This is a genomic window from Streptomyces sp. NPDC053432 (genome assembly GCF_055585365.1).
On the sequence record NZ_JBVJKF010000030.1, the window covers coordinates 61,709 to 82,804 of the forward strand.

General features: G+C 74.1%; 8 protein-coding genes and 1 pseudogene. All 9 read right to left on the reverse strand.

Features of this window, described 5'->3' with window-relative positions; all coding sequences use genetic code 11:
- Positions 1-26: 26 nt before the first annotated feature.
- Positions 27-3,242, reverse strand: a pseudogene (locus tag ACZ6Y1_RS34090) (non-ribosomal peptide synthetase); the annotation flags it as partial.
- A 34-nt stretch (positions 3,243-3,276) separates the two neighbouring features.
- Complete coding sequence (locus ACZ6Y1_RS34095; RefSeq protein WP_469639237.1) at positions 3,277-3,474, reverse strand: ferredoxin; 198 nt, start codon at positions 3,472-3,474, stop codon at positions 3,277-3,279.
- Complete coding sequence (locus ACZ6Y1_RS34100; protein WP_469639241.1) at positions 3,471-4,757, reverse strand: cytochrome P450; 1,287 nt, start codon at positions 4,755-4,757, stop codon at positions 3,471-3,473. The genes ACZ6Y1_RS34095 and ACZ6Y1_RS34100 overlap by 4 nt, the downstream gene beginning before the upstream one ends.
- Before the next feature lie 44 nt (positions 4,758-4,801).
- Positions 4,802-5,584: a phytanoyl-CoA dioxygenase family protein gene (locus tag ACZ6Y1_RS34105; protein WP_469639244.1), complete on the reverse strand. Its 783-nt coding sequence runs from the start codon at positions 5,582-5,584 to the stop codon at positions 4,802-4,804.
- Between the two features lie 51 nt (positions 5,585-5,635).
- Positions 5,636-6,997 (reverse strand): aminotransferase-like domain-containing protein, encoded by a 1,362-nt coding sequence (locus ACZ6Y1_RS34110; protein ID WP_469639247.1) that lies wholly within the window; start codon positions 6,995-6,997, stop codon positions 5,636-5,638.
- A complete protein-coding gene (locus ACZ6Y1_RS34115; RefSeq protein ID WP_469639250.1) occupies positions 6,994-8,136 on the reverse strand; it encodes an alpha-hydroxy acid oxidase in 1,143 nt (380 codons plus the stop codon). The genes ACZ6Y1_RS34110 and ACZ6Y1_RS34115 overlap by 4 nt, the downstream gene beginning before the upstream one ends.
- A complete protein-coding gene (gene hppD, locus ACZ6Y1_RS34120; RefSeq protein WP_469639253.1) occupies positions 8,133-9,221 on the reverse strand; it encodes a 4-hydroxyphenylpyruvate dioxygenase in 1,089 nt (362 codons plus the stop codon). Before hppD ends, ACZ6Y1_RS34115 begins: the two co-directional genes overlap by 4 nt.
- Before the next feature lie 68 nt (positions 9,222-9,289).
- Positions 9,290-9,505 carry an MbtH family protein gene (locus ACZ6Y1_RS34125; RefSeq protein WP_469639255.1) on the reverse strand — a complete coding sequence of 72 codons (216 nt, stop codon included), beginning with the start codon at positions 9,503-9,505 and terminating at the stop codon, positions 9,290-9,292.
- A 101-nt stretch (positions 9,506-9,606) separates the two neighbouring features.
- Positions 9,607-21,096 (reverse strand): amino acid adenylation domain-containing protein (locus ACZ6Y1_RS34130; protein WP_469639258.1); only part of this gene is annotated, 11,490 nt, incomplete at its 5' end.

Here is a 21,096-nt window from a genome sequence, read left to right on the forward strand (position 1 = left end):
CCGCTGTACGGGCCCGCCCGTACGGGTCAGACCGCGGGCTGCCGCCGGGCCAGCACCGCGCGCACCGGCGCGGCCGTCTCCAGCCGCGCCGCGAGGGCCTCGGGCGTCGGTGCCCCGAACAGGGTCCGCGTGGTGAGCTGTACGCCGAGCACCGCGCGCACCCGGTTGACCAGCCGGGCGGCCAGCATCGAGTGCCCGCCCAGCGCGAAGAAGTCGTCGTCGGCCCCGACGTCCGCCACGCCCAGCACGTCGGCGAAGGCCCGGCACACCAGCCGCTCGCGCTCGGTGCGCGGGGCCCGGCCGGGGCCGGCCGACTCCGGCCCGGGCCCGGGCAGCCGCCGGCGGTCGAGCTTGCCGTGCGAGGTGAGCGGGAGGGCGTCGACGGCCACGAAGGCGGCGGGCACCATGGCCTCGGGCAGCGCGGCGGCGGCGTGGGCCCGCAGCACGCCGGCGGGCGGCAGGGCGGTTCCCGCGGCGGGGACCAGGTAGGCCACCAGCCGTTTGTCGCCGGGCCGGTCCTCGCGGACCACCACCGCCGCCTGGGCGACGGCCGGGTGCCGGCCCAGTACGAAGTTGATCTCGCCGGGTTCGATCCGGATTCCGCGGATCTTGACCTGGTCGTCGGCGCGGCCCAGGAAGTCCAGTTCGCCCTCCCTGGTCCAGCGGGCCAGGTCCCCGGAGCGGTACATGCGGGCGCCGGGCGGGCCGAAGGGGTCGGCGACGAACCGTTCGGCGGTCAGTCCGGGCCGGTCGAGGTAGCCGCGGGCCACGGCGTCCCCGGCCAGGTAGAGCTCGCCGGCCACACCGGCCGGTACGGGCCGCAGCGCGGCGTCCAGTACGTAGGTGCGGCTGTTCCACACCGGGCGGCCGATGGGGGCGGTGACCGGCCAGGCGCCGGTGTCCTGCGGCATCGTGTGGGCGGTGATCACATGGGTCTCGGACGGGCCGTAGTGGTTGTGCAGCCGCACCTCGGGGCGCCTGCGGTGGAACTCCCGCACGTGGTCCGTGAGCTGGAGGGCCTCACCGGCCTGCAGGACGTGCCGCAGGCCCGTCAGCGGCAGTTCCTCCGCGATCGCCGCCTCGTAGACGGCGCCGACCACCAGGTCCGGCCCGAAGAACTCGGTGATGCGTTCGCGGTCGAGCCAGCGCGCGAGGGCCGCCGGGTCCAGCCGGGTGTCCTCGTCGGGGATGACCAGGCACTTGCCGTTGACCAGGACGGCGAGGATCTCGTGGATCGAGGCGTCGAAGGTGATGGAGCTGAACTGGGCCACCCGGGCTCCGGGCTCCACCGGGATCGCGGAGCGGTTCCACAGGATCAGGTTGTGCAGGACCCGGTGCTGCACCACGACGCCTTTGGGGCGGCCGGTGGACCCGGAGGTGTAGATCGCGTAGGCGGGGGCCTCGGGGTGGGGCGCGGCGGCCGGGGTGACGGGGCCGGTGCCGCGGTGGCGGGCGAGCTCCTGCCGCGCGTCGGGGCCGTCCAGGACGAGCACCGGGATCCCGGAGGGGCCGAGCGGGGCGGCGAGGGCCCCGGTGGTCAGGGCCAGCGCGGGCCGGGCGTCGGCCATCAGGTAGCCGATCCGGTCGGCCGGGAAGCAGGGGTCGACCGGCAGGTAGCCGGCGCCCGCCTTGAGCACCGCCAGGAAGGCGACGACCAGTTCGGCGGAGCGGGGCAGCAGCACGGCCACGTACTGCTCCGGGCCGATCCCCCGGGCGACCAGCAGCCGGGCGAGCCGGTCCGCCCGCCCGTCGAGCTCGGCGTACGAGAGCCGGTGCTCCGGGTCCTCGACGGCGACGGCGTCCGGGGTGCGGGCCGCCTGCCGCTCGATCAGCTGCACCAGGGTGAGGCCGGGCAGTTCGGCCGCCGTGTCGTTCCAGCCCTCCAGCAGGAGGGTGCGTTCCTCCGGTGCCAGCAGCCCGAGGCGGGAGACGGGCAGGTCCGGCTCGCTGACGGCGGCCTCCAGGAGCCGCACCAGCCGCCCGGCGATCTCCTCGGCCGTCGCACGGTCGAACAGGTCGGTGGCGTACTCCAGGGCGCCGGTCAGCCCGGCGTGCCCGCCGTCCGCGTCGCGCCGTTCGGCGAGGTTGACGAGCAGGTCGAACTTGGCGGTCCCGGTGCCCGTCTCGACGACCTCGACGCTCAGCCCCGGGATCGACAGGTCGCCGCCGGTGCCCTGGGGCTCGAAGGCGAGCATGGTCTGGAAGAGCGGATGCCGGCCGGTCGAGCGGGCCGGGTTGACCGTCTCCACGACGTGCTCGAAGGGCACGTCCTGGTGGGCGAGCGCGGCCAGCGTGGTGTTCCTGGCACGCTGCAGGAGGGTGGTGAAGTCCGGGTCGCCGGAGAGGTCGGTCCGCAGTACGACGGTGTTCACGAAGAAGCCGACCAGTTCGCCCAGCGCCTCGTCGGTGCGCCCGGCGACCGTGGCGCCGAGCGGGATGTCCGTGCCGCCGCCGAGCCGGTGCAGGGTCAGGGCGAGGGCCGCCTGGAGGCCCGCGAAGACGGTGGTTCGGTTGTGCCGGGCGAGGTCGGCCAGCCGGGCGTGCAGCCCGGGCCCGATGTGCAGCGGGACCCGGTCGCCGCGGTGCCCGGCCACGGCCGGGCGGGGCCGGTCGTGCGGCAGGGCGATCTCCTCCGGGAGCCCGTCGAGCGCGGTGCGCCAGTACGCGAGCTGCGCGTGCGCGCGGCTGTCCGGGTCGGCGGGGTCGCCGAGCAGGTCGCGCTGCCATTCGCTGTAGTCGGCGTACTGCACGGGCAGTTCGTCCCAGTCGGGGTGCGTGCCGAGGCGCCGGTGGGCGTAGGCGGTGCCCAGGTCCCGGCCGAGCGGGCCGGTGGACCAGCCGTCGCTGGCGATGTGGTGGGTCACCAGCAGCAGGACGTGCTCGCCGGGCGCGAGCACGTGGAGTTCGGCGCGCAGCGGCGGGTCGGCCGCCAGCCGGAAGACATCCGCGGCCGAGGCCCGCAGCACGGCGTCGAGTTCGGCTTCCCGGGTGTGGAACACGGGCATGGCGGGGCGGGCCGCCGCCGGGTCGAGGACGAGCTGGTACGGCTCCCCCGCCTGCTGGGGGAAGACCGTGCGCAGGCTCTCGTGCCGTTCGACGACGTCGCCGAGGGCGGCCCGCAGCGCCTCGTGGTCGAGTTCGCCGCGGATGCGCAGGGCGAAGGGCACGTTGTAGGCCGCCGACGGGCCCTGCAGCTGGTCGAGGAACCACAGCCGGCGCTGGGCGAAGGACAAGGGGATCACGGGCGCGTACTCCTGACTGGGGTGAGCGGACGGCTCAGTGCCGGTGCAATGCGATGGCCTGCGCGGGGCAGAGCAGGGCGGCTTCTTCCAGCCCGCCCGCCGCCGTCTCGTCGACCTCGTCCTGGATGAGCAGGGCCGTGCCGTCGTCGCCGAGGTCGAACACCTCGGGTGCGTTCATCAGACACTGGCCGGCGCCCTGGCACCGGCCGCCGTCCACGGAGACCGTGATCACCGCGTTCCCTCCCGGCTCTGCGGGCCGGACTCGAACGAGACCGGGAGGCTGCTGAACCCGCGCAGGAAGGTGGAGAAGATCTGCCGGGGTGCGCCCTCGGCCCGCATCACGTCCACGGAGCGGATCAGGGCGGTGAGGACCGCGGAGATCTCGGCCCGGCCGAGGTAGGCGCCGAAGCAGAAGTGCGGCCCGTAGCCGAAGGAGAGGTGCTTGTTGGGGGTGCGGGCGAGGTCCAGCTCGTCGGGCCGGTCGAAGATCCGCTCGTCCCGGTTGGCGGAGATGTTCCAGGCGGTGACGATGTCCCCGGCCCGGATCAGCTCGCCGCCCAGCGGCACGTCCACGACGGCCTTGCGGGCCACGTGCATGACCGGGGTGGTCCAGCGGACGATCTCGTCGACGGCGGAGGCGAGGGTGATCCGCCCCTCCTTGAGGGCCCGCCACTGCTCCGGGTGCTCGATCAGGGCCTGGACCCCGCCCACCATGGCCAGCCGGCTGGTGTGGTCGCCGGCCAGGATGAATCCGTAGAAGTTGGTGAGCACCTCGTCGTCGGTGAGGAGTTCGCCGCCGACCCGGGTGTTGACCATGGCGCTGAGCAGGTCGTCCCGGGGTTCGGCGCGGCGCTGTTCCATCAGCTCCGAGCAGTAGACCAGCAGTTCGTTGCGGGCCAGCCAGGCGTCGTCGGCGGTCTGTCCGACCTCGTCGGAGCTGAGGGTGTCCCGGCTGAGTTCGAGGATCAGCGGGCGGTCCTCGGCGGGGACGCCGAGCAGGTCGCAGATGGTGCCGATGGGCAGCTGTTCGGCGACCTCCTCGGCGAAGTCGAAGGGGCCGGTGCCGACGAGCCCGGCGATCAGCTCGTCGGCGCGCTGCTGCAGGCGGTCGACGACGAACTGGCGGATCTTCGGGGTGAAGGCCTTCAGCAGCATGGTGCGCATGGCCACGTGCCGGGGGTTGTCGGTGAGCGCCAGCACCTTGCCCGCGGCCGGGTCGCCCTGCGGTTTGTGCAGCGAGGGCAGCATGTTGCCGGCGCGGGAGCTGAACCGCTCCTCGTCCTTGAACAGGGCCAGTACGTCCTCGTAGCGGGACAGCACCCAGAAGGCCCGGCCCTGTTCGGTCGCGGGGTGCCGGTACACGGGGTGTCCGGCGCGCAGCCGGCGCCAGTGGGCCGCCATGTCGTGCTCCACGAAGGACTCGGGAGCCGCGAGATTGACCCGCGCGAGCGCGTCGGTGGTGTCCTGCGCGGTGATGATCGGTGTGACGTCTTCGGCGACAGTGGAGTGCGCCATGTCCTCGCCACCCTCCCTCGGGTGTTGGGGGTTGCGGATTGCGGTCAGCCCGCCAGCGGGACGACCGGGGTGGTGTCCCGGTCCACCAGGAACTCGGGACGGACGGGGTGCGCGGGTGCGTTGGCGGCCGCGTTGTAGGTGATCAGCAGGATCGCCCGCCGATCCGCCGACCGGTTGTTGGAGGACGAGTGCACGAGGCTGGGGTGGAAGGCGAAGCAGGAGCCGGCCGGTCCGGTCATCAGGTGCCGGCCGTACTCGCCGGCCAGTGCCTCGGCCGTGGCCCGGGGCACCGTGTGCTCGAGGTCGCTGGAGACGTGGCGGCGCCAGTCGCCGCTGGGCGCGGGGCCGGCGCCGTCCGCCGGGCCGATGAGACCGAGCCGGTGGCTGCCGGGGATCACCTGGAGCGGCCCGTTGCCCTCGTGCACCTCGTCGAGGAAGACGGCGATGTTGACGGCGTCCGGGCGGGGCATGCCGTCCTCGCGGTGCCAGAACGCGAAGTCCTGGTGCCAGGGCCAGGCGGCCCCTTCGAAGGGCTGCTTGAGGTTGACCTTGAACTGGTAGACGTAGACCGGGCCGCCGAGCAGGGTCTGGGCGAGGCCCACCATCCGGGGCAGCCGCACCAGGCGGGCGCAGGTCTCGTCGAAGCGGTGGCAGCCGTGGATGGCCCGCACCGTGCGGCTGCCGTGTTCGTGGACCACTTCGGGCCGGGCCTGGCGGCTGATCCGGTCGACGCTGGCGCGCAGCGCCGCGATCTCGTCCGTGTCGAGCGGTTCGGGTGACGCGTACCATCCGTCGCGGTCGTAGGCGGTTTTCGGGTTGTGGAGCACTTCAACAGCCGGAGGTGTCACCGGACCGTCCTCTTTCGGTAGTTCGGCGGGTCAGGGGCGGGGCTCGGCGCGGCGGCGGCCGAGCCGGTCGTGCACGAGGGCGGCGAACCGGTCCAGGCCGGGGCCGATCCGCTCCGGGGTCACGAGGCTCGCGGAGAGCCTGAGCTGACGTCCGCCGCCGTCGCGGTAGAAGTGGGACATCGGGGTCCACAGCACGCCGAACTCGCGGGCGGAGCGCTCCAGCAGGGCGTCGTCCACCGGGAACGGCATGGTCAGGACCACGAAGAAGCCGCCGTCTGGGGTGTTCCACCCGACCCGCTCGGCGGTCGGCGCCGTGCGCGGGAAGCGCGCGGCCAGCCCGTCGAGGATCAGCCGCAGGTTGCCCGCATACACCGCGCGCCGGGCCGCGTTGGCGGCGACCAGGCTGCATCCGTGTTCCAGCAGGCTGCCGCCGACGACGGCCTGGGCGATGGGCGAGGTGTTGACCGTCACCATGCTCTTGATCTTGGAGAGCTGGTCGGCCAGCAGCCCGGTCCGGCCGTCGGCCTCCCGCACCCGCTGGTCGGCGACCAGATAGCCGACCCTGGCGCCGGGCAGCACGGTCTTGGCGAAGGAGCCCAGGTAGACGACCCTGCGGGAGCGGTCCAGCGCCTTCAGGGTGGGGAGCCTCGGCCGGTCGCCGGCCGGGAACAGCCCGTACGGGTTGTCCTCCAGCAGCAGGACGTCCTCCTCCTCGGCGATCTCCAGCAGCCGCCGGCGTGCCCCGACGCCGAGACTCAGCCCGGACGGGTTGGCGAAGTCCGGCATCACGTACAGGGCGCGCGGGCGCAGGCCCTCCCGGCGGGCGGTGCGGATGCGGCGCACCAGGTCCTCGGGATCCAGGCCGGTGCCGCCGTCCGAGACCGGCAGCACCGGCATGTCGACGAGGCGGGCGGCGCCGGACAGACCGACGTAGGTGGGTGCGACGGCCAGCAGCACGTCCCGTTCGTCGCGGCGCAGGGCCCGCAGGATCAGGAACATCGCCTCCTGGCAGCCGACGGTCACCACCACGGACTCGGGGTCCGCCTCGATGCCCTCGTCCACGGCCAGGTTGCGGGCGATCAGCTCGTGCACGATGCCCTTGGTCCGGCCGTACTGGTAGAGGACGCTGCGGATCTGCTCGGCCGTCCAGCCCCGGTCCTCGGCCAGGTGGCGGCAGAACAGGTCGAGGTACCGGTGGAGGTCGGCGACCTCGAAGAACTCCTCGAAGGGCCGGCCGGGGGCGAAGGACACGGCGTCCGGGTACCGGTTCGCGATCTCGTTCAGGAGGTTCATCGAGGCCAGCGCCGGGTCCTCCAGGGAGCCGTGCAGGGTGCCGGTCGACAGGTCGTCCACGGACTGCGGCCCGGGCGGGTGGTGCGTGGCGGTGCTCATGCGCTCTCCCCCGCCCAGGCGCGCGGGGTGACCGTACGCAGTTCCCGTGCGGCGGCCGGGCCCGGGCAGCCGGCCAGGGTCAGCGCGTCCCGCAGTTCGGCAGCCAGCAGCTCCAGCACGTGCCGGACCCCGGCCGCGCCGTCGACCGCCAGCCCCCACAGCACGGGCCGCCCGAGCAGCACCCCGGCCGCGCCCAGGGCCAGCGCCCGCAGCACGTCGGTACCGCTGCGGATCCCGCTGTCCAGGTACACCTCGGCGCGGCCCGCGACCGCCGCGACGGCCGGGGCGAGCGCGGCGACGCTGGGCAGCGCGCCGTCCAGCTGGCGGCCGCCGTGGTTCGAGACCACCACGGCCGAGGCGCCGATGGCGGCGGCCCGGGCGGCGTCCCTCGGGTCCAGCACCCCCTTGACCACCAGGGGCAGTTCGGTGCGGTCCCGCAGCCACTCCAGGTCCCGCCAGCTCAGCGCCGGGTCGAAGACGTGCGTGGTGTGGGCGGCGACCGCCGAGCGGCCGGAGCGGGACAGGCCCGCGACCGCCTGCTCGGGGCCGAGGTTGGCGGCGGTGATGCCGGGCGGCAGGGCGAAGCCGTTGCGCAGGTCCCGCAGCCGGCGGCCCATGACCGGGACGTCGACGGTGACCATCAGGGCCCGGCAGCCGGACCGCTCGGCCCGGCCCAGGAGTTCGAGGGTCTGGGCGCGGTCGCGCAGCCAGTACAGCTGGAACCAGGTGGTGGCGCCGACGGCGGCCACCTCCTCGACCGGGCAGCTGCCGAGCACGCCGGCGACGTAGGGGATGCCGCAGTCGCGGGCGGCCGCGGCCGCCGCGAGTTCGCCGTCGGGGTGGGCGAGCCGCTGGTAGGCCATGGGCGCCACCGCGACCGGCATGGCGGCCGGGGTGCCGAGCAGCGGAGCCCCGGTGTGCGCCTCGCCGCCGGCCGGGACCCGCGGCACCAGGGCCACCGCGTCCAGGGCGGCCCGGTTGGCGGCGAGCGTCAGCTCCTCGCCGCTGCCGCCCGCGAGGAAGTCCCAGTGTTCGGCGGGCAGCCGCTCGGCGGCGAGCCGGCCCAGGTCGGGCAGGCTCACCGGCGGCCGCGCCGGGAGCGGGCCGGTGACCGGCGCGTGGACGGTCGTGCTGCTCACCGGGAGTCCTCGTCGAGGCTGCGCTGCAGTTCGACGGCCTCGTACAGGGCCTTGATGTTGCCGCTGCCGAAGGTACGGGCGCCCTGGCGCTCGATCACCTCCATGAAGAGGGTGCCGCGCGGGTGGGTGGAGCGGGTGAAGATCTGGAACAGCTGTCCGTCGTGGTCCTCGTCCACCAGGATGTTCAGGGCCCGCAGTTCGTCCACGCCGTGCCGGGCGCAGTCGAGCCGTTCGGCGAGCAGTCCGTAGTAGGCGGCCGGGGTCGTGAGGAACTCCACTCCGGCTTCGGCCATGCCGGTGACGGACTCCACGATGTTCCGCGCGGTGAAGGCGATGTGCTGCACGCCGGAGCCGTCGTGCTTCTTGAGGAAGGCGTCGATCTGGCCGGGTTCCCTGGACACGTCGGGCTCGATGAGGGTGAGGGTGACCGCGCCGGAGGCGCTCTGCACCACCCGCGACTCCATGGCCTGGGCGCCGACGGCGACCCGCTCGGCGAAGATCTCCTCGAAGCCGAGCGCGGTCCGGTAGTACTCCACGGCCGGCAGCAGCTGGCCGGCCTCCAGGCAGACGGCGAAGTGGTCCACGGCGGTCAGGCCGCCGTCGGCGGCGCGCTGCGGATCCGGGCCGGCGGGCAGCGGCCGCAGGCCCGGAAGGGCCCGCAGGTCGCGGCCGGCGGGCCGCTGGACGAAGGTGTGGATCACATCGCCGAAGCCGCCGATCGAGGCCCGTACGATGCCTTCGCGCTCGGTGGGGCCGGACACCGGGCGGGCGCCCCGGGCCACCGCCTCGGCGTACGCGGCGGCGGCGTCGGGTACGCGCAGGGCTATGTCCGCGACTCCGTCGCCGTGCCGCTCGGTGAACGCCCGGCCGGGGTGGTCCTCCTCGACCGCCTCGGTGAGCACGAGGCGGATGTCGTTCCGGCCCAGTGCCAGCGCACGGGTGGCGGACGTCGCGGTCCCGTCGGAGCTCGCGTGGACCGAGAGCCCGTAGCCCCTGACGAAGGCGTCCGCCTGGGCGTGCAGGTCCGTGACGTAGAACTCGATGTGATCGACAGTCATGCCGTCGAAGACACGGCTGTTGACCATGGTCTTCTCCCTCTCTGTTAAATCCATCGGTGGCACGGCGGGACGCCGGGGCGTCCCGCCCGGGCGGGTCAGGACGCCTGGTCCATCAGGACGGCGAGGCTGCGCGGGCGCATGTCGGTCCAGTGGGAGTTGACGTAGTCCACGCACGCGGGGCGGTCCGCGGGTCCGTGCAGCACGGTCCAGCCGGCGGGGACCTCGATGGCGGCGGGCCACAGCGAGTGCTGGCCCTCCTCGTTGGCGAGCACGGTGTATTCGGCGTCCTGGTCCTCGAACGGGTTGGTCATGGCGTTCTCCTTCTCGGTCCCGGGCCCGCTTTTGGGCATGCCGGGGTCTGCGGTCGGTGAAGTGGGGTACGGAAGGGACGGTCAGAGTGGGGCGCGGGCGGTCAGCCGGTGCCGCGGCCCAGCCGTTCGGCGAGCAGCGCGCCGATCACGGAGATCGGACCGGGCATGGTCATCTCGCCGTGCCGGCAGTCCAGCGGATGGATGTCGAAGGTGCCGGTGGCGTACGGGTCCCAGCGGCGCATGGCCTCGGGCCGGTGGCTCGGGTCGGCGGTGGCGCTGAAGTAGAGGACGTCACCGTGGAAGACGCCGGGGTCGGCGGTCCGCAGGATGTTGGTGGCGTCCACGAACGTCCGGGTCAGGACCTCTGTCTCGCGGCCTTCGAGGCCGGGGATGGAGAGGGCGAAGTCCTCCGGGTCCTGGCCGACGGAGCGGGCGATGAGTTCGAGCACGCCCGGATCGTCGTAGGAGAGCCGCAGGGAGTCGGGGGCGGCGAGGTGGCTGTCCATCATCGACAGGAGCGCCACCTCCTCCCCCTCCTCCTGCAGCCGGACGGCGATGCCGTGTGCGACGACGCCGCCGAACGACCACCCCAGGAAGTGGTACGGGCCGTGGGGCTGGACGGCGCGGATCTCGGCCAGGTAGTCCTCGACCATCTCGTCGAGATCGGCCGGGACCGCGTCCGGGTCGGACAGTCCGCGGGCCTGGATCCCGTGGATCGGGCGCTCGGCGCCCAGGTGGCGCAGCAGCCCGGAGTACACCCAGCTGATGCCGGCCGCCGGGTGCAGGCAGAAGAGGGGAGGTTCGGTGCCCTTGGAGCGCAGGGGGAGCATCACGGCCAGGGCGTCGTTGCGGTCGGCCCGCTGCCGCCCGGCGTCCTGCAGCCGGACCGCGAGTCCGGCCACCGTGGGCTCCTCGAACAGGGTGCGGATGGACATCTCCCGGCCGAGCGCCGAACGGACCTGTCCGGCCAGCCGGGTGGCCATCAGGGAGTGCCCGCCGAGTTCGAAGAAGCTGTCGTCGACGCCGACCGTTTCCAGCCCGAGGACCTCGGCGAAGACCCGGCAGAGCTCCTCCTCCAGGGCGCTGCCCGGCGGGCGGCCCGTGGATCCGGCCGTGACCGCCGGGGCGGGCAGGGCCCGCCGGTCCAGTTTGCCGCTGGGCGTGAGCGGGAGGGCGTCGAGGAGGACGAAGTCGCCGGGGACCATGTACGAGGGCAGGTCCGCGGCGAGGGCCGCGCGCAGCGCGTCGGCTGCGGGCCGGGCGGCGCCGGCCGGCACCACGTAGGCCACGAGGCGCTGGTCGCCGGGCCGGTCCTCGCGGACCAGGACCACCGCGTGCGCGACGGATTCCTGCCGGGCCAGGACGGTTTCGATCTCGCCGAGCTCGATCCGCAGGCCGCGCAGTTTGACCTGGTGGTCGACCCGGCCGAGGAATTCCACCACCCCGTCGCCGCGCCATCGGGCCAGGTCGCCGCTGCGGTACATGCGGGAGCCGGCGGGTCCGTACGGGTCGGCGACGAAGCGTTCGGCGGTGAGGCCCGGCCGTGCGTGGTAGCCGTCGGCGAGCTGGGCTCCGGCGAGGTAGAGCTCGCCGGTGCCGCCGACCGGGACGGGCGCGAGGGCCGCGTCCAGGACGTACAGCCGGCTGTTCCACACGGGCCGGCCGATGGGCACGGGGTTGTCGGCGGCTCCGGGCAGGCACTGCCAGGAGGTGATCTCGACGGCCGTCTCGGTGGGCCCGTACAGGTTGTGCAGTTCGACACCGGGGAGCAGTGCGTGGAAGCGGGCCGCGGTCTCGGCCGGCAGGGCCTCACCGCTGCACATCACCCGGCGCAGTCCGGTGCACTGCGCGGCGGCCGGTCCGGCCAGGAAGACCTGGAGCATCGAGGGCACGAAGTGCGCGGTGGAGACCGCCTGTTCGCGGATGATCCGGGCCAGGTACTCGGGGTCCTTGTGGCCTTCGGGTCGGGCCACCACCAGGGTGGCGCCCTCCAGCAGCGGCCAGAAGAACTCCCAGACCGACACGTCGAACGCGGAGGGCGTCTTCTGCAGGACCCGCTCGCCGGGCCGCAGTCCGTACTCGGCCTGACGCCAGCGCAGCATGTTGAGGACGGCGGCGTGGCTGACGACCACGCCCTTGGGGCGGCCGGTGGAGCCGGAGGTGTAGATGGTGTAGGCGGGGTCGGCGGGGTCCAGTGGCCGGCCGGTGGTCCCGGGGGCCGTGGGCTCGCCGGACAGGGCGGCCAGCTCGGCCCGGGTGTCCTCCCGGTCGAGGACGACCCGGGGCGTCGGGCCCGGGAGGCGGCCGTCCAGCGCCTCCACGGTCAGCACGCAGGCGGGGGCGGTGTCCTGCAGCATGTAGGCGATCCGGTCGGCGGGGAAGTCCGGGTCGAGCGGCAGGTAGGCACCGCCCGCGGTGTGCACCGCGCAGAGCGCCACCACCAGGTCCAGGGAGCGGGGCAGGGCGAGGGCCACGGAAGTGCCGGGCCGCACCCCGCGGGCCCGCAGCAGCCGGGCCAGCCGGTTGATCCGGTCGCCGAGTTCGGCGTAGGTGAGCGAGGTGTCCTCGAAGACGACGGCGGTGGCGTCCGGGGTGCGGGCGACGGTGGCGGCGACCGCGCCGGGCAGGGTCTCGGCCGCCACCGGGTGCGCGGTGTCGTTCCATCCGGTCAGCAGCAGCTCGGCCTCGCCGGGGAGCAGCACGTCCAGCGAACCGGTGGGCGTCGTCGGATCGGCGGCGACGGCGGCGAGCAGGGTTCCGAACCGGCGGGACATCCGCTCGGCGGTCTCCCGGTCGAAGAGGTCCACGGCGAACTCGATGACGCCGTCGATGCCGTCGGGCGAGCCGTCGGCCGTGAACTGCTCGTTCAGCGAGAACAGCAGGTCGAACTTGGCGGATCCGTTGCCCAGCGGCTGCAACTCCACGTCCAGGCCGCTGAGTTCGATCTCCCCGGTCTCCTGGGTCTGCAGGACCAGCATGGTCTGGAACAGCGGGTGCCGGGACAGCGACCGGGGCGGGTTGACCGCCTCGACCAGCCGCTCGAAGGGCAGGTCCTGGTGGGCGTAGGCGGCGAGGTCGGTCTCCCGGACCCGGGCGAGCAGCTCGGTGAAGGCGGGGTCACCCGACACGTCGGTGCGCAGGACCAGGGTGGACAGGAAGAAGCCGACCAGGTTCTCCAGGGCCTCGTCGCCGCGGCCCGCCGTGGGGGTGCCGATGGGGATGTCGGTGCCGGCTCCCAGCCGGCTGAGCAGGGCGGCGAGCGCCGCCTGGAGGACCATGAACATGGTGGTGCCGTTGGCCAGCGCGATCGCGGCGAGTTCCCGGTGGACGTCCGGGGTGATCCGGACGTCGACGGTGTCGCCCCGGTAGCTGGCCACCTGCGGCCGGGGCCGGTCGAAGGGCAGTTCCAGCTCCTCGGGCAGACCGGCCATGGCCTCGCGCCAGTGGGCCAGCTGCGCGGCCCCCTGGCTGGCGGGGTCGTCCAGGTCGCCGAGCACCTTCTGCTGCCAGGCCGCGTAGTCGGTGTACTGGACGGCGAGCGGCTCGAAGCCGGGTGCCCGCCCGCGGCTCCGGGCGTCGTAGGCGGCGCCGAGGTCCGCGCAGAAGGGCAGCATGGACCAGCCGTCGGAGGCGATGTGGTGCATCACCACCAGCAGCACGTGCTCCCGTTCGGACAGGGCGTACAGGGTGGCGCGGACCGGCAGGTCCTCGGCGAGGTCGAAGACCGCCTGGGCTCCCGCGTCCAGTGCGGCGGCCAGTTCCTCCTCGGTGGTGGGCACCACGGGCAGTTCCGGTCGCGCCTCGTCCATGCCGAGGACGTACTGGCAGGGCGCTCCATCGATCTCGGGGAAGACCGTGCGCAGGCTCTCGTGCCGCTCGATGACGTCCTCGAGCGCGGCCCGCAGCGCGGCCCGGTCGAGGTCTCCGGTGAGCCGCAGGGCCAGCGGCAGGTTGTAGGTCGCGGAGGGGCCCTCCAGCTGGGAGATGAACCACAGCCGGCTCTGCGCGAAGGACAGCGGTACCCGGTCGGTGGTGCGCACCCGTTCCAGGGACCGGCGGGTGGCACGGGCGCCGTCGAGCCGTTCGGCCAGGTCGGCGACGGTCGGCGCCTCGAAGAGGGTACGGATCGACATCTCCAGGCCGAGGGCGGAGCGGACCCGGCTGATCAGACGGGTGGCCAGCAGCGAGTGGCCGCCGAGTTCGAAGAACCCGTCGTCGATGCCGACCCGTTCGACGCCGAGCACCTCGGCGAACAGCCCGCACAGGGCCTCCTCCCGCGGGGTGCGGGGTCCCCGGCCGACGGCCGCGGGGGCGTAGTCGGGGGCGGGCAGGGCGCGCCGGTCCAGTTTGCCGTTGGAGTTCAGCGGCAGGACGGGCACGCTGACGAACGCGGCCGGGACCATGGCGGAGGGCAGGGTGGCCGCGGCGAACCGGCGCAGTCCGGCCGGGTCGGGGTCCTGGCCGGGGACGGCCGGTACGACGTAGGCGACGAGGCGCTTGTCGCCGGGGGTGTCCTCGCGCACCAGGGCGGCGGCCTTGGCGACGTCCGGGTGCTGGCCGATGACGGTGGTGATCTCACCGAGTTCGATGCGGATGCCGCGGATCTTGACCTGGTCGTCGACGCGGCCCTGGAAGGCGAGGGTGCCGTCGGGCAGCCAGCGCACGAGGTCGCCGGTGCGGTACATGCGGGCGCCGGGCGGACCGTACGGGTTGGCGACGAACCGCTGGGCGGTGAGGTCGGGGCGGTTGAGGTAGCCGCGGGCCAGGTTGGCGCCGGCCAGGTAGAGCTCGCCGGTGACCCCGACCGGCACCGGCCGCAGCGACTCGTCGAGCACGTACGTCCGGCAGTTGGCGATGGGCCGGCCGATCGGGCCGACGGCGGGCCAGCCGGAGCGGTCGGCCGGCAGGGTCACTCCGGTGATGACGTGGGTCTCGGAGGGGCCGTAGTGGTTGTGCAGGGTGATCCAGGGCCGCTCCTGGTGGAACCGGTGCACCTGGTCGGTCAGGTGCAGCGGCTCCCCGCCCTGGGTGACGTTGCGCAGTTCGGCCAGGGGCAGGCCCTGCGCTTCGGCGGCCTCGTAGACGGCGCGGACCACCAGGTCGGGGGCGAAGAAGTCGTTGATCGCCTCCCGGTCGAGCCAGGCCGCCAGGTCGTCGGGGTTGAGCCGGGTGTCCTCCGAGGGAATGGCCAGGGTCTTGCCGTTCAGCAGCGCCCAGAGCACCTCCTGCTCGGATGCGTCGAAGCTGATCGCGCTGAACTGGGAGACGCGGGAGCCGGGCCGCGGTGCGACGGTGGTCGCCTGCCAGCCGAGCAGGTTGATCAGGGTGAGGGCCGGGACGACGACGCCCTTGGGGCGCCCGGTCGAGCCGGAGGTGTAGATGATGTAGGCGGGCGTGGCGTCGTCGAGCGGGGCCGTGCGGTCCTCGTCGCGGACCTCGCGGGCCTCGTGCGCGGCCACGGCCGCGAGGGTGCCGGGGTGGTCGAGCACCAGGGTGTCGCGGTCGGCGAGGGACCGGGTCGCGGCGAGGCCGTCGACGGTGAGGATCAGCGACGGGCGGGCGTCGTCGAGGATGTAGGCGATCCGGTCGGCCGGGTAGGCCGGGTCGATGGGCAGGTAGGCCGCACCGGCCTTGAGGATGGCGAGGAAGGTGACGAGCAGCCGCGCCGACCGGGGCACGACGACGGCCACGTAGTCCTCGGGGCCGATGCCGCGGGCGATCAGCAGCCGGGCGAGCCGGTTGGCGCTCGCGTCGAGTTCGGCGTAGGTGAGCACGGCGTCGGCGGCTTCGATCGCCACGGTGTCGGCGGAGCGTTCCGCCTGGGCGCCGAGCAGGGCGGGCAGGGTCGGTCCGGGCAGTTCGGCGTCGGTGTCGTTCCAGGCGTGCACGACGGTGTGGCGTTCGGTGTCGCCGAGCAGGTCGATCCGGGAGAGCCGCTGTGCCGGGTCGGCGGCCACGGATTGAAGGAACCGTACGAACCGCTCGGCGAGCCGCTCGACGGTGGAGCGGTCGAACAGCTCGGCCGCGTACTCGATGACGCCGGTGACCCCGGCCGGCTCCCCGTCCGTGCGGTGCTCGGCCATGGCCACGGCGAGGTCGAACTTGGAGGTGCCGCCGGCCACGGAGCCGGAGGCGACGCGCAGACCGGGCAGTGCCGGGCCGCCCTCCCCGTCGGCCTCGCCCGCACTGATCATCTGCCAGGTGAGCATGGTCTGGAACAGGGGGTGGCGGGCCAGCGAGCGCTCGGGGTTGACCGCTTCGACGACCTGCTCGAAGGGGATGTCCTGGTGGGCGAAGGCGGCCAGGTCGGTGTCCCGGACCCGGGCGACCAGGTCGCCGAAGGCGGGGTCTCCGGAGAGGTCGGTCCGCAGGACGAGGGTGTTGACGAAGAAGCCGACGAGGTCTTCGAGCGCTTCGTCGGTCCGCCCTGCGACGGCCGTGCCGAGCGGGATGTCGGTGCCGGCGCCGTGCCGGCCGAGGAAGGCGGCGAGGGCGGCCTGGACCACCATGAAGAGGCTGGCGTCGGTCCGGCCCGCGACCTGCGCCAGGCCCCGGTGGGCGGCGGCCCCCAGCTCGAAGGCGACCGTGCCGCCGCGGTGGCTCGCCACGGCCGGGCGGGACCGGTCGAAGGGCAGCTCCAGCTCCTCGGGCAGCCCGGCGAGGGCCTCGCGCCAGTAGCCCAGCTGCCGGGCGGCGAGGGAGGCTTCGTCGTCGGCGTCGCCGAGGAGTTCGCGCTGCCACAGGGCGTAGTCCGCGTACTGCACCGGCAGCGGGTCGAGGTCCGGCGCCGTGCCCGCCGCCCGGGCGGCGTAGGCGGCGGCGAGGTCGCGGGAGAAGGGGCCGTCGGACCAGCCGTCGGTGGCGATGTGGTGGAACGTCAGCAGCAGGACGTGCTCGTCGTCGCGGAGCGCGAACAGCTCTGCCCGCACCGGCAGATCGGCCGCCAGGTCGAACGGACGCATCGCCGAGGCGAGCAGTACGCCGTCCAGCCCGGCCTCGGTGACCTCCCGCACCGGCAGCGGGAGACGGGCCGCCGCGCCGGTCAGGACGGTCTGCGACGGCTCGCCGTCCGTGGTGGTGAACACCGTCCGCAGGGACTCGTGCCGCTCCACCACGTCGTCGAGGGCGGCCCGCAGGGCGTCCCGGTCCAGGTCACCGCTCAGCCGCAGGGCCTGCGGCAGGTGGTAGGTAGCGGACGCGCCCTCCACCTGGTCCAGGAACCACAGTCGGCGCTGCGCGAAGGACAGCGGCACCCGCTCGGGCCGCCCGGGCGACCGGGTCAGCGCGAGCCGGGCCCGCCCGCCCTCGTCCAGCCGGGCGGCGAAGGCCGCGACGGTCGGCGCCTCGAACAGCGTCCGGATCGACACCTCCACACCCAGGACGCCGCGGATCCGGCCCACCAGCCGGGTGGCCAGCAGCGAGTGGCCGCCCAGCTCGAAGAAGTTGTCGTCGATCCCGACCTGCCCGGTGCCCAGCACCTCGGCGAACACCGCGCACAGCACCTCCTCGTGCGGGGTGCGGGCCACGCGCCCGGCTCCGGTCGCGGCGAGGTCCACGGCGGGCAGCGCCCCGCGGTCGAGCTTCCCGTTGGAGGTCAGCGGCAGCTCGTCGAGGGTGACGAAGACCGCCGGGACCATCGCGGACGGCAGGGCCCGCCCCACGAACCGGCGCAGCGCGGCGGGATCGAGGAGCGCGTCGTCCGCCCCGGCGGCGGGGGCCACGTAGGCGATGAGCTGCTTCTCGCCGCGCCCGTCCACGCCGACGGTGACGGCCGCCCGGCCGACCCCGGGGTGCCGGCTGATCACGGCGCTGACCTCACCGGGCTCGACGCGGACGCCGCGGATCTTCACCTGGTCGTCGACGCGCCCCTGGAAGGCGAGGGTGCCGTCGGGCAGCCAGCGCACCAGGTCGCCGGTGCGGTACATGCGGGTGCCGGCCGGGCCGTACGGGTCGGCGACGAACCGTTCCGCCGTCAGGTCGGGGCGGTTCAGGTAGCCGCGGGCCAGGTGGGCGCCCGCCAGGTGGAGCTCGCCGACGACCCCGACCGGGACCGGGCGCAGCGACTCGTCCAGGACGTACGTCCGGCAGTTGGCGACGGGCCGGCCCAGGGGCGCGGCGGCGGGCCAGTCGTCCGGGTCGCCGCCGAAGGTGTGGGCGGTGACCACGTGGGTCTCGGACGGGCCGTAGTGGTTGTGCAGGGTGGTCCAGGGCCGCTGCCGGTGGAACCGGCGGACGGTGTCCGTCAGCTGGAGCGCCTCGCCGGCCTGGGTGACGTGCCGGAGCGAGGTGAGCTCCAGGCCGTTCTCCTCGGCCGCCTCGTACACCGCCTGGAGGACGAGGTTCGGGGCGTAGAACTCGGTGATCCGCTCGCGGTCGAGCCAGGCGGCCAGCCCTTCGGGGCTGATCCGGGTCTCCTCGGAGGGGATCGCGAGGGTCTTGCCGCCCAGCAGCGCCGACAGGATCTCCTGCTCGGAGATGTCGAAGCCGATCGCGCTGAACTGGGAGACCCGGGCGTCCGGGCCGGCGGGCATCGCGCCGTGCTGCCAGGTGATCAGGTTGGACAGGGTGCGCGCGGGCAGAACCACGCCCTTGGGGCGGCCGGTGGAGCCGGAGGTGTGGATGACGTAGGCGGGGCTGTCCTCGGTGAGGGGTGCGGTGCGCTCCTCCTCGGCGATGTCGTGGGCCCCGTACCCGGCGAGGGCCGTACGGGTGTCGGGGGCGTCGAGCCGGAGCGGGTCGTGGCCGGTGAGCGCCGGGCCCGGGGTGCCCGCGGTCAGGACCAGGGCGGGGCGGGCGTCGCCGATGACGGCGGCGATCCGGTCGGCCGGGTAGGCGGGGTCGACGGGGAGGTAGGCCGCACCCGCCTTGAGGACGGCGAGGAAGGCGACGACGAGCTGCGCGGAGCGGGGGACGACGACGGCGACGTGGTCGTCGGGGCCGATGCCGCGGGCGATGAGCAACCGGGCGAGCCGGTTGGCGTCGGCGTCGAGCCGCGCGTAGTCCAGGACCCCGTCCGGGGCCTCGACGGCGGTCGCGTGGGGCGTCCTGGCCGCCTGGGCGGCGAACCGCGCGGGCAGGGAGGGGGCCGGCGACCCGGCGGGCGCGGCCGGCTCGGTCCGCGGCTCGGGCCGCTCGTTGCGCTCGGTCCGCGCGGCCGGCCCGGTCCACGCGGCCGGCCCGGTCCACGCGTCGGGCTCGGCCGCCGTGGCGTTCCACGTGTACAGCACGGTGTCGCGTTCGGCGTCGCCGAGGACGTCGATGGCGGAGAGCCGCTGCGCCGGGTCGGCGGCCACGGCCTCCAGCAGCCGGACGAACCGCTCGGCGAGCCGCTCGACGGTGGAGCGGTCGAACAGCTCGGCCGCGTACTCGATGACGCCGGTGACCCCGGCCGGCTCCCCCTCCGTACGGTGCTCGGCGACGGCGAAGAGCAGGTCGAACTTGGAGGTGCCCGCGGTGACGGACCCCGCTTGCGCGCGCAGCCCGGCGAGGTCGAGCTCGGCGTCGGTGTCGCTGGTCAGCTGCCAGGTGAGCATGGTCTGGAAGAGGGGGTGGCGGGCCAGCGAGCGCTCGGGGTTGAGCGCTTCGACGAGGTACTCGAAGGGCACGTCCTGGTGGGCGAAGGCGGCCAGGTCGGTGTCCCGGACCCGGGCGACCAGGTCGCCGAAGGCGGGATCGCCGGAGAGGTCGTTGCGCAGGACGAGGGTGTTGACGAAGAAGCCGACGAGGTCTTCCAGGGCTTCGTCGGTGCGGCCGGCGACGGCCGTGCCCAGCGGGATGTCGGTGCCCGCGCCGTGCCGGGAGAGCAGGGTGGCGAGGGCGGCCTGGACCACCATGAACAGGCTCGCGCCGGTGTCGCGGGCGAGGGCGGCCAGGGCGCGGTGCGCGTCGGTGCCGAGGCTGAAGGCAGCGGTCCCGCCCTCGTATCCGGCGACCGGGGGCCGCGGCCGGTCGAAGGGCAGCGCGAGTTCCTCGGGGATCCCGGCCAGCGCCGCACGCCAGTAAGCGGATTGAGTGACAGTCAGTTCTGCTTCGTCCGACAGCAGTTCGCGCTGCCAGAGGGTGTAGTCGGCGTACTGGACCGGCAGTGGCGTGAAGTCCGGGGCGGTGCCGGCCAGCCGGGCGGCGTAGGCGGCCGACAGGTCGCGGGCGAACGGGCCGTCGGACCAGCCGTCGGAGGCGATGTGGTGGAACGTCAGCAGCAGGACGTGCTCGTCGTCGGAGAGTGCGAACAGCTCGGCCCGCACCGGCAGATCCGCCGCCAGATCGAAGGGCCGCTTGGCGCAGGCGTGCAGTACGTCCTCCAGCACGGCCTCGGTGACCTCGGTGACCGGCAGCCCCGGACGGGCCGCCTCCGCCGCCAGCACCACCTGCACCGGCTCCCCGTCCACCGCGGCGAACACCGTCCGCAACGACTCGTGCCGCTCGACCACGTCCGCGAGCGCGGTGTGCAGGGCCTCGCGGTCGAGGGGGCCGGTGAGCCGCAGGTACGAGGACAGGGTGTAGGTGGCGCTGGGCCCTTCCACCTGGTCCAGGAACCAGAGGCGGCGCTGCGCGTACGACAGCGGCACCCGCTCGGGCCGCCCGGGCGCCCGGGTCAGCGCGAGGCGAGCCCGCCCGCCCTCGTCGAGCCGAGCGGCGAGGGCCCCGACGGTCGGCGCCTCGAACAGCATCCGGATGGAGGCTTCCACGCCCAGGACGCTGCGGACGCGGCCGATCAGCCGCGTGGCGAGCAGTGAGTGGCCGCCGAGGGCGAAGAAGCTGTCGTCGATGCCCACCCGTTCGGCGCCGAGGAGCTCGGCGAAGACCGCGCACAGCACTTCCTCGCGCGGGGTCCGCGGGGCCCGGTACTCGACGCCGGAATCCGGCGCGGGTACGGGGAGCGCGCGGACGTCCAGCTTGCCGTTGGCGGTGATCGGCAGTTCGTCCAGCACCACCACCGCCGACGGCACCATGTACTCCGGCAGCCGGTCCGCCACCACCTCCCGCAGGCCCGCCGGATCCAGGCCCTCGCCCACCACGTAGGCCACCAACCGCTTCTCGCCGCCGCCCGGGGCGGCCTGCGCCACCACCGCCGCATGCGTCACACCCGCGCACCCGGCGAGCACGGATTCGATCTCACCCATCTCGATGCGGAAACCACGGATCTTCACCTGCGCATCGGCCCGGCCGACGAAGTCCAGCTCACCGGCACGCGTCCACCGCACCAGGTCACCGGTCCGGTACATCCGCGACCCCGCCGGCCCGAACGGGTTCGCCACGAACCGCTCCGCGGTGAGCCCGGCACGGTTCAGATAGCCACGCGCCAGCCCCGCACCCGCCACATACAGCTCACCCGTCACACCCACCGGCACCGGCCGCAACGCCGCGTCCAGCACGTACACCTGCATGTTGTCGAGGGGAGCACCGATCGGGACGGACCCCTGCACCTCGTCGTCCTGGGTGAAGCGGCGCTGGGTGGCGTAGAGGGTCGTCTCGGTCGGGCCGTAGGTGGAGCGGACGGTGGTGTCGGGGCAGGCCTCCAGTACCCGGCGGACGGCGACCGGCGAGATCACATCGCCGCCCGTGAGGACCTGCCGCACGGTCGCGAAGAT

Excerpts from the sequence above, each read along its gene's own strand:
- ACZ6Y1_RS34100 (WP_469639241.1), bottom strand. The coding sequence starts at position 4,757 with ATGGCGCACTCCACTGTCGCCGAAGACGTCACACCGATCATCACCGCG.
- ACZ6Y1_RS34110 (WP_469639247.1), bottom strand. The coding sequence starts at position 6,997 with ATGAGCACCGCCACGCACCACCCGCCCGGGCCGCAGTCCGTGGACGAC.
- hppD (WP_469639253.1), bottom strand. The coding sequence starts at position 9,221 with ATGGTCAACAGCCGTGTCTTCGACGGCATGACTGTCGATCACATCGAG.
- ACZ6Y1_RS34125 (WP_469639255.1), bottom strand. The coding sequence starts at position 9,505 with ATGACCAACCCGTTCGAGGACCAGGACGCCGAATACACCGTGCTCGCC.